Annotated in this window: 18 protein-coding genes; 17 read left to right on the forward strand and 1 reads right to left on the reverse strand. The window is 47.7% G+C overall.

The genetic code is table 11. From position 1 onward, the window contains the following. The first annotated feature begins 190 nt into the window (after positions 1-190). The 7 genes from ylxM (at position 191) to RTV33_RS07295 (ending at position 5,340) form a co-directional block, all read left to right on the forward strand. On the forward strand, positions 191-550 hold the full coding sequence (gene ylxM / locus RTV33_RS07265) for a YlxM family DNA-binding protein (protein WP_312642978.1): 360 nt from the start codon (positions 191-193) through the stop codon (positions 548-550). A gap of 20 nt (positions 551-570) precedes the next feature. Beyond that, complete coding sequence (gene ffh / locus RTV33_RS07270) at positions 571-1,929, forward strand: signal recognition particle protein (protein ID WP_312642980.1); 1,359 nt, start codon at positions 571-573, stop codon at positions 1,927-1,929. 71 nt (positions 1,930-2,000) lie between these two features. Further along, on the forward strand, positions 2,001-2,243 hold the full coding sequence (gene rpsP, locus RTV33_RS07275) for a 30S ribosomal protein S16 (RefSeq protein ID WP_312642982.1): 243 nt from the start codon (positions 2,001-2,003) through the stop codon (positions 2,241-2,243). A gap of 18 nt (positions 2,244-2,261) precedes the next feature. After that, on the forward strand, positions 2,262-2,495 hold the full coding sequence (locus RTV33_RS07280) for a KH domain-containing protein (RefSeq protein WP_312642984.1): 234 nt from the start codon (positions 2,262-2,264) through the stop codon (positions 2,493-2,495). Between the two features lie 160 nt (positions 2,496-2,655). Continuing rightward, the gene (gene rimM, locus RTV33_RS07285; protein ID WP_312642986.1) at positions 2,656-3,171 is read left to right on the forward strand and encodes a ribosome maturation factor RimM; all 516 of its coding nucleotides are present in this window, start codon (positions 2,656-2,658) and stop codon (positions 3,169-3,171) included. Further along, positions 3,161-3,904 (forward strand): tRNA (guanosine(37)-N1)-methyltransferase TrmD, encoded by a 744-nt coding sequence (gene trmD, locus RTV33_RS07290; RefSeq protein ID WP_312642988.1) that lies wholly within the window; start codon positions 3,161-3,163, stop codon positions 3,902-3,904. Before rimM ends, trmD begins: the two co-directional genes overlap by 11 nt. A gap of 245 nt (positions 3,905-4,149) precedes the next feature. Then, entirely contained in the window at positions 4,150-5,340 is a 1,191-nt protein-coding gene (locus RTV33_RS07295) for an iron-containing alcohol dehydrogenase (RefSeq protein ID WP_312642990.1), read from the forward strand. 65 nt (positions 5,341-5,405) lie between these two features. Here the strand turns inward: RTV33_RS07295 and RTV33_RS07300 are convergent, their stop codons facing one another. Continuing rightward, positions 5,406-5,867: a hypothetical protein gene (locus RTV33_RS07300; RefSeq protein WP_312642992.1), complete on the reverse strand. Its 462-nt coding sequence runs from the start codon at positions 5,865-5,867 to the stop codon at positions 5,406-5,408. A 323-nt stretch (positions 5,868-6,190) separates the two neighbouring features. On the opposite strand from RTV33_RS07300, the gene RTV33_RS07305 reads away from it, so the two are divergent. The 10 genes from RTV33_RS07305 to mraW form a co-directional block, all read left to right on the forward strand. Beyond that, positions 6,191-7,390, forward strand: a complete 1,200-nt coding sequence (locus RTV33_RS07305; protein ID WP_312642993.1) for an AI-2E family transporter — start codon at positions 6,191-6,193, stop codon at positions 7,388-7,390. Positions 7,391-7,399: 9 nt separating this feature from the next. Next, positions 7,400-8,119: a DUF554 domain-containing protein gene (locus RTV33_RS07310; RefSeq protein ID WP_312642995.1), complete on the forward strand. Its 720-nt coding sequence runs from the start codon at positions 7,400-7,402 to the stop codon at positions 8,117-8,119. A 205-nt stretch (positions 8,120-8,324) separates the two neighbouring features. After that, positions 8,325-8,588, forward strand: coding sequence for an HPr family phosphocarrier protein (locus RTV33_RS07315; RefSeq protein WP_312642997.1), 264 nt, complete (start codon positions 8,325-8,327; stop codon positions 8,586-8,588). A 175-nt stretch (positions 8,589-8,763) separates the two neighbouring features. Continuing rightward, on the forward strand, positions 8,764-10,602 hold the full coding sequence (gene uvrC, locus RTV33_RS07320; protein ID WP_312642999.1) for an excinuclease ABC subunit UvrC: 1,839 nt from the start codon (positions 8,764-8,766) through the stop codon (positions 10,600-10,602). Between the two features lie 320 nt (positions 10,603-10,922). Then, entirely contained in the window at positions 10,923-11,474 is a 552-nt protein-coding gene (rsmD, locus tag RTV33_RS07325) for a 16S rRNA (guanine(966)-N(2))-methyltransferase RsmD (RefSeq protein WP_312643001.1), read from the forward strand. Then, positions 11,471-11,956, forward strand: coding sequence for a pantetheine-phosphate adenylyltransferase (gene coaD, locus RTV33_RS07330; protein WP_312643003.1), 486 nt, complete (start codon positions 11,471-11,473; stop codon positions 11,954-11,956). Before rsmD ends, coaD begins: the two co-directional genes overlap by 4 nt. Before the next feature lie 28 nt (positions 11,957-11,984). Then, on the forward strand, positions 11,985-12,437 hold the full coding sequence (locus RTV33_RS07335; protein ID WP_312643005.1) for an ATPase: 453 nt from the start codon (positions 11,985-11,987) through the stop codon (positions 12,435-12,437). A gap of 71 nt (positions 12,438-12,508) precedes the next feature. After that, positions 12,509-12,664 carry a hypothetical protein gene (locus RTV33_RS07340; RefSeq protein WP_312643007.1) on the forward strand — a complete coding sequence of 52 codons (156 nt, stop codon included), beginning with the start codon at positions 12,509-12,511 and terminating at the stop codon, positions 12,662-12,664. Between the two features lie 116 nt (positions 12,665-12,780). Continuing rightward, positions 12,781-13,200, forward strand: coding sequence for a division/cell wall cluster transcriptional repressor MraZ (gene mraZ / locus RTV33_RS07345; protein WP_312643009.1), 420 nt, complete (start codon positions 12,781-12,783; stop codon positions 13,198-13,200). A 16-nt stretch (positions 13,201-13,216) separates the two neighbouring features. Further along, a partial coding sequence (gene mraW / locus RTV33_RS07350) for a 16S rRNA (cytosine(1402)-N(4))-methyltransferase (RefSeq protein ID WP_312643095.1) occupies positions 13,217-13,310 on the forward strand: 94 nt, incomplete at its 3' end.

Here is a 13,310-nt window from a genome sequence, read left to right on the forward strand (position 1 = left end):
GATTTCATACAAAAGAGCGGGCTTTGTCCCGTTCTTTTTATTTATGTTGAAATTGAGCGAAATCACCCAGAATTTTATTGAAATATGTAAAGAGAAAAACATTGACAGTGATGTTTAAATACGATATAATACTAACTGTTGATGTAAAGACAAATGCTTTACAGTATGAACGAAAGGGGGAGAGAATTCGATGAAAAACCTTCAAATTTCGCTGCTTTTGGATTTCTACGGCGATATTCTGACCGACAAACAGAAAGAAGTCATTGAGCTTTATTACAATGAGGATCTCTCTCTCGCTGAAATTGCCGATCACGAGGGCATTACCCGTCAGGGCGTGCGCGATTCGATTAAGCGCGGCGAAGCGGTGCTTTTGGATATGGAGGAGCGCCTGGGGCTTGCAAAGAAGTTCCGAGAGGTGCAGGAGGCCATCAGCAAGATCGTGCAATGTGCAAAGGATATTGAATTTTACAATAAAGAATACCACTATTCAGGTCAGATTGCAGACAGGGCTTTAGCTATCATCACCATTGCAACCGAACTGAATGATTAATCATAAAGGAATGAACAACTATGGCATTTGAGGGACTGTCGGATAAGCTTTCTGCGGCGTTTAAAAAGCTACGCTCTAAGGGTAGACTGTCCGAGGCTGACGTCAAAGAGGCAATGCGCGAGGTTCGCCTTGCACTGCTGGAAGCCGACGTCAACTACAAAGTGGCGAAAGATTTCGTCAAAACCGTCACCGACCGTGCAATTGGTTCGGACGTGCTCACCAGCCTCACCCCCGCGCAGCAGGTCATCAAAATTGTAAACGATGAGCTGACAAGCCTGATGGGTGCGGAAAACAGCAGAATCAATTTCTCTTCCAAAATCCCCACCATTATTATGATGTGCGGCTTGCAGGGTTCGGGTAAAACCACCCACTCGGCAAAGCTGGCAAAATTTTTTAAAAAGCAGGGCAAGCGTCCGCTGTTGGTTGCATGTGACGTCTACCGCCCAGCCGCAATTGAGCAGCTTAAGGTTGTGGGCGAAAAGGTAGGTGCACCGGTGTTTGAAATGGGGCAGATTGACCCCGTCACCATTGCAAAAAAGGCAATTTCCCACGCGAAAGACTATGGCCACGATATTGTGATTCTCGACACTGCCGGTCGTTTGCACATCGATGAGCAGCTGATGGGCGAGCTGAAAAACATCAAGTCTGAGCTCCATCCCAACGAGATTTTGCTTGTAATCGACTCAATGACCGGTCAGGACGCGGTTAATGTTGCAAAAAGCTTTGACGAGGCGCTGGGAATCGACGGTGTCATCCTCACCAAGCTCGATGGCGACACCCGCGGCGGTGCGGCGCTTTCTGTACGCGCTGTCACAGGTAAGCCCATTAAATTCGTCGGTATGGGTGAAAAGCTCGAAGATCTTGAGCCGTTTTACCCCGATCGTATGGCATCGCGAATTCTTGGTATGGGCGATGTGCTCACTCTGATCGATAAAGCGCAGGAGCAGATGGACCTGGGTAAATCGGAGCAGATGGCGCAGAAGATGAAGGAGAACTCGTTTGATCTGAACGACCTGCTTGAGCAGATGAAGCAGATTCGCAAAATGGGCCCCCTCAGCCAGGTGCTTTCCATGCTTCCGGGTGTCAAGGGTGGCATCAAAGATGAAGAAGCCGAGCAGGGCGAAGCACAACTTCGTCAGATTGAAACCATCATCAATTCCATGACCAAAGCGGAGCGTGCAAAGCCCGCGATTGTCAATCCCTCTCGCAAGCGCAGAATAGCGGCGGGCAGCGGCACCAAGGTGGAAAATGTTAACCGTTTGCTGCGGCAGTTTGAACAAATGCAGAAAATGATGAAGCAGTTCAGCAGCATGGGCAAAAAAGGCAAACGGATGCGTGGTATGATGGGCGGCATGGGCGGCTCACCGTTTGGGCTATAAACCGATTATTACATATTGCGTTTTGCGCTGTGTGTAAGAATATATTTTAAAAAATTATGGAGGTGACAGAAATGGCTGTTAAAATAAGACTGCGCCGTATGGGTGCGAAAAAAGCGCCTTTCTATCGTATTGTTGTTGCAGATTCCAGATACCCCAGAGATGGCAGATTTATTGAGGAAGTAGGCTACTACGATCCCACAAAAAATCCTTCTATCGTTAAAATCGATGAAGAGAAAGCAAAAAAATGGCTTTCAAATGGTGCTCAACCTACAGAAACCGTGAAGTCTCTGCTGAAAGCTAACGGCGTTATCTAACGCTGTAGGAGGTTGAAAATGGAACAGCTTCTGAAGACAATCGCACAGGGTCTTGTCGAGGATAAAGACTCTGTTAATATCACCACGGACGCTCCCTTGGAGGATGGTACCATTGTGTATCACCTGCATGTGGCCCCCGACGATATGGGCAGAGTCATCGGCAAGCAGGGCAGAATTGCGAAAGCAATCCGCGCTGTTATGAAAGCGGCGGCTGTTCGCAAGGACATCAAGGTCGCTGTCGAAATCGACTGACATAACAATCATGAACGAATGGGGGAGCATCAGGCTTTTCCATTCGTTTTGTTTATTCGCCGGTGTGGTGCGAACAATAGAAAGATGCTGTTACCTGCAATAGGAACAGCATAAAACTTGCAGATACGGCCCCACAGCGGTGACCGTAGGGAGATTATATATGAAAAAACAATTTTTAGATACCGGCGAAATCGTATCGGTGCATGGCGTGCGCGGTGAGGTGAAGATTAACCCTTGGAGCGACTCGCCCGAATTCCTATGCGATTTTGACCGCTTTTATCTGGATAAAAACGGCACAAAGACGATTGAGGTGGAACGTGCCCGCATGCATAAAAATGTGGTGGTTGCAAAAATTAAGGGAATCGATACCGTGGAGGAGGCAGCCAAGCTGCGCGGAAAAACGCTGTACATTAACCGCGACGACTGCGAACTGGACGAAGGGGACTTCTTTGTGCAGGATTTAATCGGGATGCAGGTGCAGGATGCGGATACGGGTGAGGTGTACGGTGAGATCTGTGACGTGTCACAAACCGGTGCAAACGACGTTTATCACATCCGCGCCGAGGGTAAAGCAGATAAGCTGATTCCCGCCATTAAGCAGGTGGTGCTCAGTACTGATCTTGAAGCAAATCTTATGATGATTCGTCCGCTGGAGGGCTTGTTTGATGAGGATTGATATAGCAACGTTGTTTGTGGAAATGTGTGAAACGGTGCTCTCCGAAAGCATTATCGGGCGCGCACGCGGCGCAGGGCGTATTGAGCTTTATTGCCACAACATCCGCGATTACAGCGACGATAAGCATCGCCGTATCGATGACGCACCGTTTGGAGGCGGTATGGGTATGGTGATGCAGGCAGACCCTATCTACCGCTGCTATTGCGATGTAGCGCAAAGTATTGGTAAAAAACCGCATGTCATTTACATGTCGCCGCAGGGCAAAAAATTTACGCAGCAGATGGCGGTTGAATACTCTAAAATGGAGAACCTCTTTATTTTGTGCGGACATTATGAGGGTGTAGACGAGCGCGTGATTGAAGAGATTGTGGACGAAGAGCTGTCCATCGGCGATTATGTGCTTACAGGCGGTGAGCTGCCCGCGCTGGTGGTTACCGATACCATTGCCCGAATGTGCGACGGGGTGCTGTCAAGCGATGAATGCTTTACCGATGAAAGCCACTTTAACGGGCTGCTCGAGCATCCGCAGTACACCCGCCCTGCCAATTGGAACGGCAAGCAGGTGCCTGAGGTGCTGTTGGGCGGGCACCACGCAAACATTCAAAAATGGCGCAGGGAGCAATCGCTGCAGCGTACACTGCAAAAACGCCCCGATATGCTGGAGACCGCTCCGCTCGACAAACACGATAAGGAATATCTAGCTGAATTACAGGCAAAAGCAGCGAAGGAGTAACCTCCTTCGCTGCTTTTGCTATATCTCCCAGGCATAGCGGATATGCTCTTTTTACATTACTCAAACACGACAAACAATGATAAAATATTAACAAAGATAGTTTTGCACAGAAGACTATCTTATGAACCCTAACACACACACGATACATAATCCCCGCGCACATCAGCTCTGCTCTGTACTCGGGCAGAGCTGTTTGTGTTTTTCGACAGTATGATTCAATCAAAAAATATTAGGAGGAGTTTATCATGGCACGTTTCACATTACCAAGAGATATCTATCATGGTTCCGGCTCAATTGAGGAACTGAAGAACTTAAAGGGCAAAAAAGCAATCGTCGTAGTTGGCGGCGGCTCTATGAAGCGTTTTGGCTTTTTGGATAAGATTGTAGCCAATCTGAAGGAAGCCGGAATGGAAGTGAAATTGTTCGAGAACGTCGAGCCCGATCCTTCTGTTGAAACCGTTATGAAGGGCGCTGCCGTGATGCGCGAATTTGAGCCCGACTGGATTGTTGCATTGGGCGGTGGCTCACCAATTGATGCCGCAAAGGCGATGTGGGTATTCTATGAGTATCCCGAAACCTCTTTCGAAGCAATCATTCAGCCGTTCTCTTTCCCCGAGCTGCGACAAAAGGCGAAGTTTTTGGCAATTCCCTCTACTTCGGGCACCGCAACCGAGGTTACCGCTTTCTCAGTCATCACCGACTACGCAAAGGGGATTAAATATCCTCTGGCTGACTTTAACATTACCCCTGATGTTGCGATTGTTGACCCCGATCTGGCTGAGACAATGCCCGCCAAACTGACTGCCCATACCGGTATGGATGCACTCACCCATGCGGTTGAAGCCTATGTTTCTACCTTGAACTGCTGCTTCACCGATCCTTTGGCACTCAAAGCAATCGAGATGGTGTTCCAGTATCTTGACGCTTCCTACAAGGGTGATATGAAAGCACGTGAGCAGATGCACTATGCACAGTGCCTGGCCGGTATGGCGTTCTCAAACGCACTGCTTGGTATTGTTCACTCAATGGCTCATAAAACAGGTGCCGCTTACAAAAACGGTCACATCGTTCATGGCTGCGCAAATGCAATGTATCTGCCTCAGGTAATCCGATTTAATGCAAAGAATGCAGTTGCTGCCGAACGCTATGCAGACATTGCTAAATTTATCGGTCTTAAAGGCGAAACCACTGCAGAGCTGGTTCAGGCTCTCTGCGATAAAATTGAGGAATACAATGTTGCACTAAGCATTCCGAAATGCATCAAAGACTACGAAAACGGCATGGTGCCTGAGGATGAGTTCTTGGAGAAACTGCCGCAGGTTGCAACGCTGGCAATCGGCGATGCCTGCACAGGCTCCAACCCCAGAATTCCCACACAGGAAGAAATGGAAAAGCTGCTGAAGTGCTGCTATTACGGCACCGAAGTAGATTTCTAACAAAACAAACACATCAGAAAGACCTCCGTTCAAAAGAACGGAGGTCTTTGGTTGTTGTACAAAAGCTATTTGGGCTTCTTCATAAACATCCATGTAAACACATAGCACAGGTAAGCAAAAACTACGGTAAACAAGCAGACGACAAACGAAGTAAAGTTGAACATGTTGCCGATAAAAATAAGCGCAACCACCATTACCGCAAGAAAGATTTTATACGCTGTCGCCATTGCCTTATTGTTCATTTTCTCGGCAAGCTTGTCCGATTTATCGGTGGCGGCGGCGGAAAGCTTAGCCTCGTTTTTCAGCAGCAGCACCGCTTTGATTGCCGAACCCACACCGAAGATCAGCAGCCCTGCGCCAACCCCCACAATGTACGCCTGATAGAAGTCAAACAGCCCGTTGTAATGGGACGTCACCCACCAGGTGAGCAGCCCCCCGCCAACCACAGCAGCGAGGGCGTAACCTGCAATTTGCAGCTTGGTTCTCTTTTTATATACCAAAATTAGTTGTGACAGCTCATTTTCCATAATGGAACACTCTCCTCAAAAGCAATACTATCAGTATACTGTTTTACAGGGCGATTTTCAATGACGCACAGGTTACAAAAGCCCCTCAAAATGCGTTACAATCCCCTGTAAAAGTGCATCAAAGATAGATTTTTTATGTATTATATACCCACGATATGAAATGGAAATTAGCATATTATGACAGAAACGTAAATAGTGGAGAAAAACGGTATGCAAGATTATATGGCTATTTGATTGTAAATTGGACATGCTTCTTGTATAATATTTGTTAGGATAGCTGGAATTAAATACACCGGAACTTGATGGAAAGCAGGAAAAACGAAATGAAGAAACTTGATTCCACAACAAAATACAACATCAGAACATGGATTGTCATCTGTACCTATGTTGTGCTGCTGTTTGTAGTGCTGGTAAACGCACGTTTTTTTCTGGGGTTGGCAGGCAAGCTGGTCGATATTATCAGCCCTTTTCTTGTAGGGTTTGGCATCGCCTTTGTACTTAACAGGCCCATGATGGCCATTGAAGCAATGCTGCCTGCTCGCATGAGCCGCGGCAAATGGGGAGAGAAGCTAAAACGCCCAGTCGCTATGCTTATTACCTATGTGTTGTTTTTGCTGCTGCTTACCTTGCTAATCTCTCTGGTGCTACCCCAAATCATCACCAGCATCAGTACCTTGGTGAGTAATTTTCCATCCTACCTAACAAGCCTGCAAAACACCGCAGATGAACTGGTGGTGCGCTTTGGTATCAGCAGTGAGCTGCTGCAGAATGTGGTCGGCTCGTGGGAGGATATTCTTACGCAGGCAGGTAAGCTGATCAGCAATGCGCTACCCAAGCTAATGGATTTCACCATGTCGCTTACCGCGGGTGTATCCAACCTGTTTATCGGCTTCATTGTATCGATTTATCTTCTCGCGGGTAAGGAGCGCTTTGCAAGGCAGGTGAAGCGTCTGCTCACAGCGTGCCTGCCCGAATTGTACCGCGACCGTGCGCTGCGCCTGGGCAATATTGCCAATACCACATTTAGCGGTTTTATTTCGGGGCAGCTGCTCGACGCAATGATTGTCGGCATCCTGTGTTTTTTAGGTATGAACCTAATGCCGTTGTCCGACGCCATCAACCCTTATCTGGTGCTGATTTCAACCATTATTGCCATCACCAATATTGTTCCCATTTTCGGTCCGTACATCGGCGGTGTGCCCTGTACCTTTATTATCTTGATGGTAGATTTCAAGAGCGCAATTTGGTTTGTGGTGCTCATTGTACTGATTCAAACGGTGGATGGCAACATTATATTGCCGAAAATCGTAGGCGACTCCATTGGGCTTTCGGGCTTTTGGGTTATGTTTGCAATTATACTGGGCGGCGGCTTGTTCGGGCTGCCGGGCATGGTGCTCGGTATTCCCGCCTTTGCAGTAATTTACAAGGTTGTGGCCATTGTTATCAATAAACGACTTGCACAAAAGCAAGCACATCAGGAACAGCATCATGACGGAGATCATACTATAACAGCAGGGGAGTAGACAGAGCAAATGATAGGAACAATAGTTAATACGGCAGCGATTGCACTTGGCGGTCTGATTGGGCTGCTGATCAAGCGCGGCGTGCCAAAGCATGTAGAAGAAGCGGTGATGTCTTCACTGGGCATCGGTATTCTCATTGTGGCGCTCAACGGTGTCATCGGTTCAATGTTTACCGCACAGCCAACAGGCAAGCTGAGCGACAGCGGCGGGCTGCTGCTCATTATCAGCCTTGCAGTGGGTACGCTGATAGGCGAGCTTTTAAGGATTGACGACCGGCTCAACCATGTCGGCAGGATGATAGAAACCAAGCTGAAGATAGACGGATTCGCCAAGGGCTTTATCAGCGCTTCACTCATTTTCTGTGTGGGTGCAATGTCCATCATCGGGCCTCTCAACGACGGCTTGCGCGGTGATGCAAGTGTGCTGTTTATCAAAAGCGCACTCGACGGCACCACGGCGCTGATTCTCGCTTCTACCTTGGGGGTGGGTGTATTGTTCTCAGCGATACCTGTACTTGTGTATCAGGGCACGATCGCCCTGCTTGCCGGCGTGCTCACCAAAGTGGTTTCCGACGACCTGATGTCGATGATTTGCATGGTGGGGTATGCCATTGTTCTTTGCATCGGGCTCAATTTTATCGACAGTAGCAAAATTAAAACAGCGAACCTTTTACCCGCATTATTGGTTCCCATAGTGTATAACATGCTGATGATGTTGAAAACTTTGTAGTAATCATGCACAAACAGTGCGCGTTTGCCTTGTGTGTATCTATAAAAACAACAGAATTTCGGGGAAATCCGCCAAACAAACCGCAATATCCGTTGACGAAATAATCCAGTATGCTATAATTGAATCATTACCAGTATACCGAAAGTCTCTGCACAAAACACATTTGACTGATAAACCATATATATTGATTTGGGAGAGTATGATTATGTTTGTAAAAGATGTTACCGTTCAGAACCAGGTTGGTCTGCACGCACGCCCTGCAACCTTTTTTATTCAAAAAGCGAATGAGTATAAGTCCTCTATTTGGGTGGAAAAAGAAGAGCGCAGAGTAAACGCCAAGAGCCTTCTGGGTGTGCTTTCTCTGGGTATTGTTGGCGGCACCAACATTCGCATTATTGCTGACGGCTCGGATGAGCAGGCTGCTGTTGATGGTCTTATTAAATTAATCGAATCTGGTTTTACAGAGTAATTTTTCAAACATAAACGCTGAATAGCTTGAAATGGTTTGCTTGCAGCGTATGCATATCTTGGGATAACATATATAAAAGCAATGTCTATAGTTTGCGCTGTCATCGTTTGGCAGCGCTATTTTTTTCCGCGGGCATGAACCGTCTGCATTAAAAAACGTTAGGGAGGGCGACAGAATGGACAATGACAGACTGCCGTATCTGCGCGACAAAGTAAAAAAGCTGCCGCTTGACCCCGGCTGTTACATCATGAAAGACCAAGCCGGCATCATTATCTACATTGGCAAGGCAAAGGCGCTGAAAAACCGAGTTTCAAGCTATTTTCGCAGCGTAGAAAAACACACCGACAAGGTGTATAAAATGGTGGAATCGGTGTATGATTTTGAGTATATCGTCACTGCCAGCGAGTTTGAGGCACTGGTGCTGGAATGCAGCCTAATCAAAGAATATTCACCCAAATACAACATCCTGCTCAAAGACGACAAAGGTTATTTCTATGTCAAAATTTCCAAGCCGCCATGGAGCCGGATTACTGCCGAAAAACAAAAGCTCGATGACGGTGCTACCTATCTGGGGCCTTATACCTCATCGTTTGTGGTAGGCCAAACCGTGGACGAGACGAATAAGATTTTTTCGCTCCCAACCTGCAGCCGCAAGTTCCCGCAGGAGTTTAGAAAAGGCAGACCCTGCCTCAATTTTCACATCAAGCAGTGCATGGGTGTGTGCCGTGGCAGAATCACGGAAGAGGAGTACCAGCAGGTAATCGATTCTGCAGTGGAATTTATCAAAAGCGGTAGCACACAAGCAGTTGATAAGCTCACCGCAGAGATGGCGGCTGCAAGCGAGAACCTTGAGTTTGAAAAAGCGGCAAGGCTGCGTGACCGTATCAATGCGATTAACCGCATTACCGAGCACCAGCAGGTGATTGATACCAAAGCCGACAACCAGGATATCATCGGTTTTGCACAGTCGGATCATCTGACTTGCGCCGTGGTACTGAAGTTTCGGAACCAGCGCCTTGTGGATAAGGATGACTATATCATCCGTGACGCAGGCGACCTGCAGCAGTTCCGCGGTGAATTTATCACAGGCTATTACAGCTCGCATACCGACCGCCCAAAAATAGTTTCGGTGGACGGTGAGTTTGACGATATGTCCATGATCGAACAGTTTCTTACACAACAGGCAGGACGTAAGGTTACCCTGCATGTTCCGAAACGCAGCGAGAGCTATCAGCTCACCCAGATGGCACGCAACAATGCCGCACAGCGGCTGTCGCACGAGACCGAAAGAACCGGCAAAGAGGTTGCCGTGCTGGACGAGCTGGCACGCTTGCTGGGTTTAAAATCTACTCCGGTTTACATTGAGGCGTACGACATCTCCAACATCGGTTCCGACACAATGGTAGCGGGTATGGTGGTATTCGAGAACGCCCGCCCTAAAAAGGATGCATACAAAAAATTCTCAATCAAAACCCAATTTACACCCGACGATTACGCATGTATGCGCGAGGTGCTCACCCGCCGTTTCAACCGCTATTTTGAGGAAAAAGAAACCGGGCGTGGGTTTGGAAAAAAGCCCGATTTGATTTTGCTCGACGGCGGCAAGGGGCATGTGGGTGTCATTCGTCCGCTGTTGAACGAAATGGGCCTTGGCGATATTCCGGTGTTTGGTATGGTGAAGGACGATAAACATAAGACCCGCGCCATTGCCGAGGATGGCGGTGAGATTGCAATCAACTCGCACCGCACCGCGTTTACCCTTGTCACCAAAATACAGGACGAGGTGCACCGTTTTTCGATTACCTATTCGCGCAGTAAGCACAAGGCGACTGCGTTTGAGTTAAGCCTTACCAAAGTGGCCGGCATAGGAGAAAATAGGGCAAAAGCACTGTTTAAGCATTTTAAAACGGTAAAGGCGATGAAAGCCGCAACCTGTGAAGAGCTTTCGCAGGCACCCGGCATGACAGCAAAAGTAGCAGAAAATCTTTACAATTTTCTCCATGATGAGGAGTAAATATTTCCAATAATTGCAAAGATGGTTGACAGCGCTACAGAATTGACCGATAATATTACGAGGACGCTTTCGGCAGGAATCGATTTTTGGATTCAAGGCGATTTTTGGTTGCTGAAAGCAGTATGGGGTCAGAAAAAACCTGCGGTTTCCTCCAACCCGGGCTCCGGTAGCTGCGCAGGGCGATTTGCTCACTTTAGTCGTTGCCGTCTTCCTATGCAATTAGGCTCTTATCATTCCTCTGCTTCGCAAGATAAGAGTCAGTATCTAAAATTTACCCAAAGGGTATTATATTGGCGCGAAGCAGAGGAATGGAGCTTAACATGAGAGTAATTACAGGTACGGCGCGCGGGCGAAAACTCGTCACCCCCGAGGGTATGGATACGCGCCCTACAACCGATATGGTAAAAGAATCGATTTTTTCGATTATTCAGTTTGATGTTCCCGGGGCAAATGTACTCGATTTATTCGCTGGTTCCGGTCAGATGGGTATTGAGGCAATTTCACGCGGTGCCATTGGTGCAACTTTTGTAGACAGTGCCAAGCTTTCCGTCACTGCAATAAAGCAGAATCTGGATGCAACCGGCTTTATCGACAAGTCAAAAGTGTACCCTATGGAGGCCAAAACCTACCTAATGAGCGCGGCAGAACGCTTTGATATCGCGTTTTTAGATCCGCCGTATCATCAGGGGCTTTTGGCAGATGTGCTACCCTCTGTGGCAAAGCTGATGCGTGAAAACAGCATTATTGTGTGCGAAACCCAGTCGGACGAGAAGCTGCCCGAGGCGGTGGGTGAATTTACCTTGCGCAAAACCTATCGCTATGGTAAGATACTGGTGCATGTTTACAAAAACGAGGGGGACGACGAAGAATGAGGATTGCGGTTTGTCCCGGCAGCTTTGATCCCATCACCAAGGGTCATCTCGATATCATTCACAGGGCGTCTAAGCTGTTCGATAAAATTATCGTGGTGGTAGTAGTCAACCCCGATAAACACCCCAGCTTTTCTGCTGAGGAGCGAATGGATATGATCCGCCGTGCTACCACCGACATCCCCAATATGGAGGTAGACCACTTCTCGGGTCTTTTGATGGATTATGTCCACAACAAGGGAGCAGTGGCCATTGTAAAAGGTTTGCGCGCTGTTACCGACTTTGAATATGAGTTTCAAATGGCGCTCATCAATAAAAAGCTTAACCCCGAGGCAGATACCCTGTTTCTTACCACTGCTGCGGAAAATATGTATTTGAGCTCCAGTATAGTAAAGCAGATTGCCTCATTTGGCGGCGATATTGCCGATTTTGTGCCGGAGGGCATTGTGGAGGAAGTAAAGGACAGGCTGTGCCGTTCGATCTAAAACACCTTAAGGTCAAGGAGGTTTTATTATGAATGTAGAAGAAATTCTTGATATGCTCGATGAAATGATTGATCGCGCATGGAACCTGCCGATGACGGGCGGGCGCTGTGTGCTGGATGCGGACAAGGTGCGTGATTTGATCGATGATATCCGAGCCAATATGCCGCCTGAGATAGCGCATGCAAAAAAAATAGTAGCGGACCGCGCTGAAATTATTGCCGAGGCAAAACGCGAAGCTGAAACCATTGTACGCCGCGCAGAAGAGCGTGCGAAAGCACTTACCGCGCAGGAGGAAATTATGCGTCAGTCGCAGCAGAAGGCGCAGGAGATGGTAACGCAGGCGCAGATGAAGTCGCGCGAAATGCGTCAGGCTGCACAGGAGTTTGCCGATAAAATGCTGAAGAATACCGAAGAGGGGCTTGCAAAGTCGCTGATGGAGGTAAAGAGTACCCGTCAGGCGTTGCGCAATGCAAAAAAATAACCGCAAGCGGACTAGGGGCTTTGTGAAAACTGCCCTTTGCGCCCAATTTTCTGCTTTCAGAAGAACCCAAAATGATTGGTGAGTTATTGAGACGGCTTATAGCCGTCTCTTTTTTATTTTGCGAAAACCGCAACTTAAAAAAGAAAACATCGGTTTTTAAAGAGGTTTCTGTATGTTTTGCAAAAACGTTAGGAAATCCGCATAAAATGCCGAAAAAAGCAGGGTAAAAAGAAAATATTATCATTGCATTTATGAAAAAATATCGTTATAATAAAACTATGGTGGTGTGAAGTGGGGTAAAGTGGTTTAGAAACCCTCAAAATGAAAGGCAGGTGGCGGAAAAGTGCTGATCGGTGAATATGCCCACAGTTTGGATGCAAAGGGCCGTGTCAATTTTCCCGCTAAAATGCGCGATCATCTTGGGGAACAGTTTATCCTCACCAAAGGTCTTGACGGCTGCCTATTTGTTTATGCAATGGACGAATGGGCAAGACTGGAAGAGAAGATTAAATCACTGCCTATGAGCAAAGCAAGAACCCTGCAGCGCTTTTTGTTTTCGGGCGCTGTGGATGTAGAGCTCGACAAGCAGGGCAGAATTGTGATTCCGCCAAACCTGCGCGATTATGCGCAGCTAAGCAAAGAGGTCATGATCATCGGCGCTTCTACACGTGCCGAGATTTGGGATAAAGAAAAATGGCAGAAGAGCTGCGAAGAGCTTACCCCCGAAATAGTCGAACAGGCGATGGAGGATTTGGGTTTCTGATAGGAAAGGACTGTATATGGAGTTTCATCATATTTCGGTGATGCTGAATGAGTGCATAGAAGCGCTGAACATAAAACCCGACGGCATCTATGTCGACGGTACGGCGGGCG

The sequence above is a fragment of the Hydrogenoanaerobacterium sp. genome (assembly GCF_032017025.1).
Classification (GTDB): domain Bacteria; phylum Bacillota; class Clostridia; order Oscillospirales; family Ruminococcaceae; genus Hydrogenoanaerobacterium.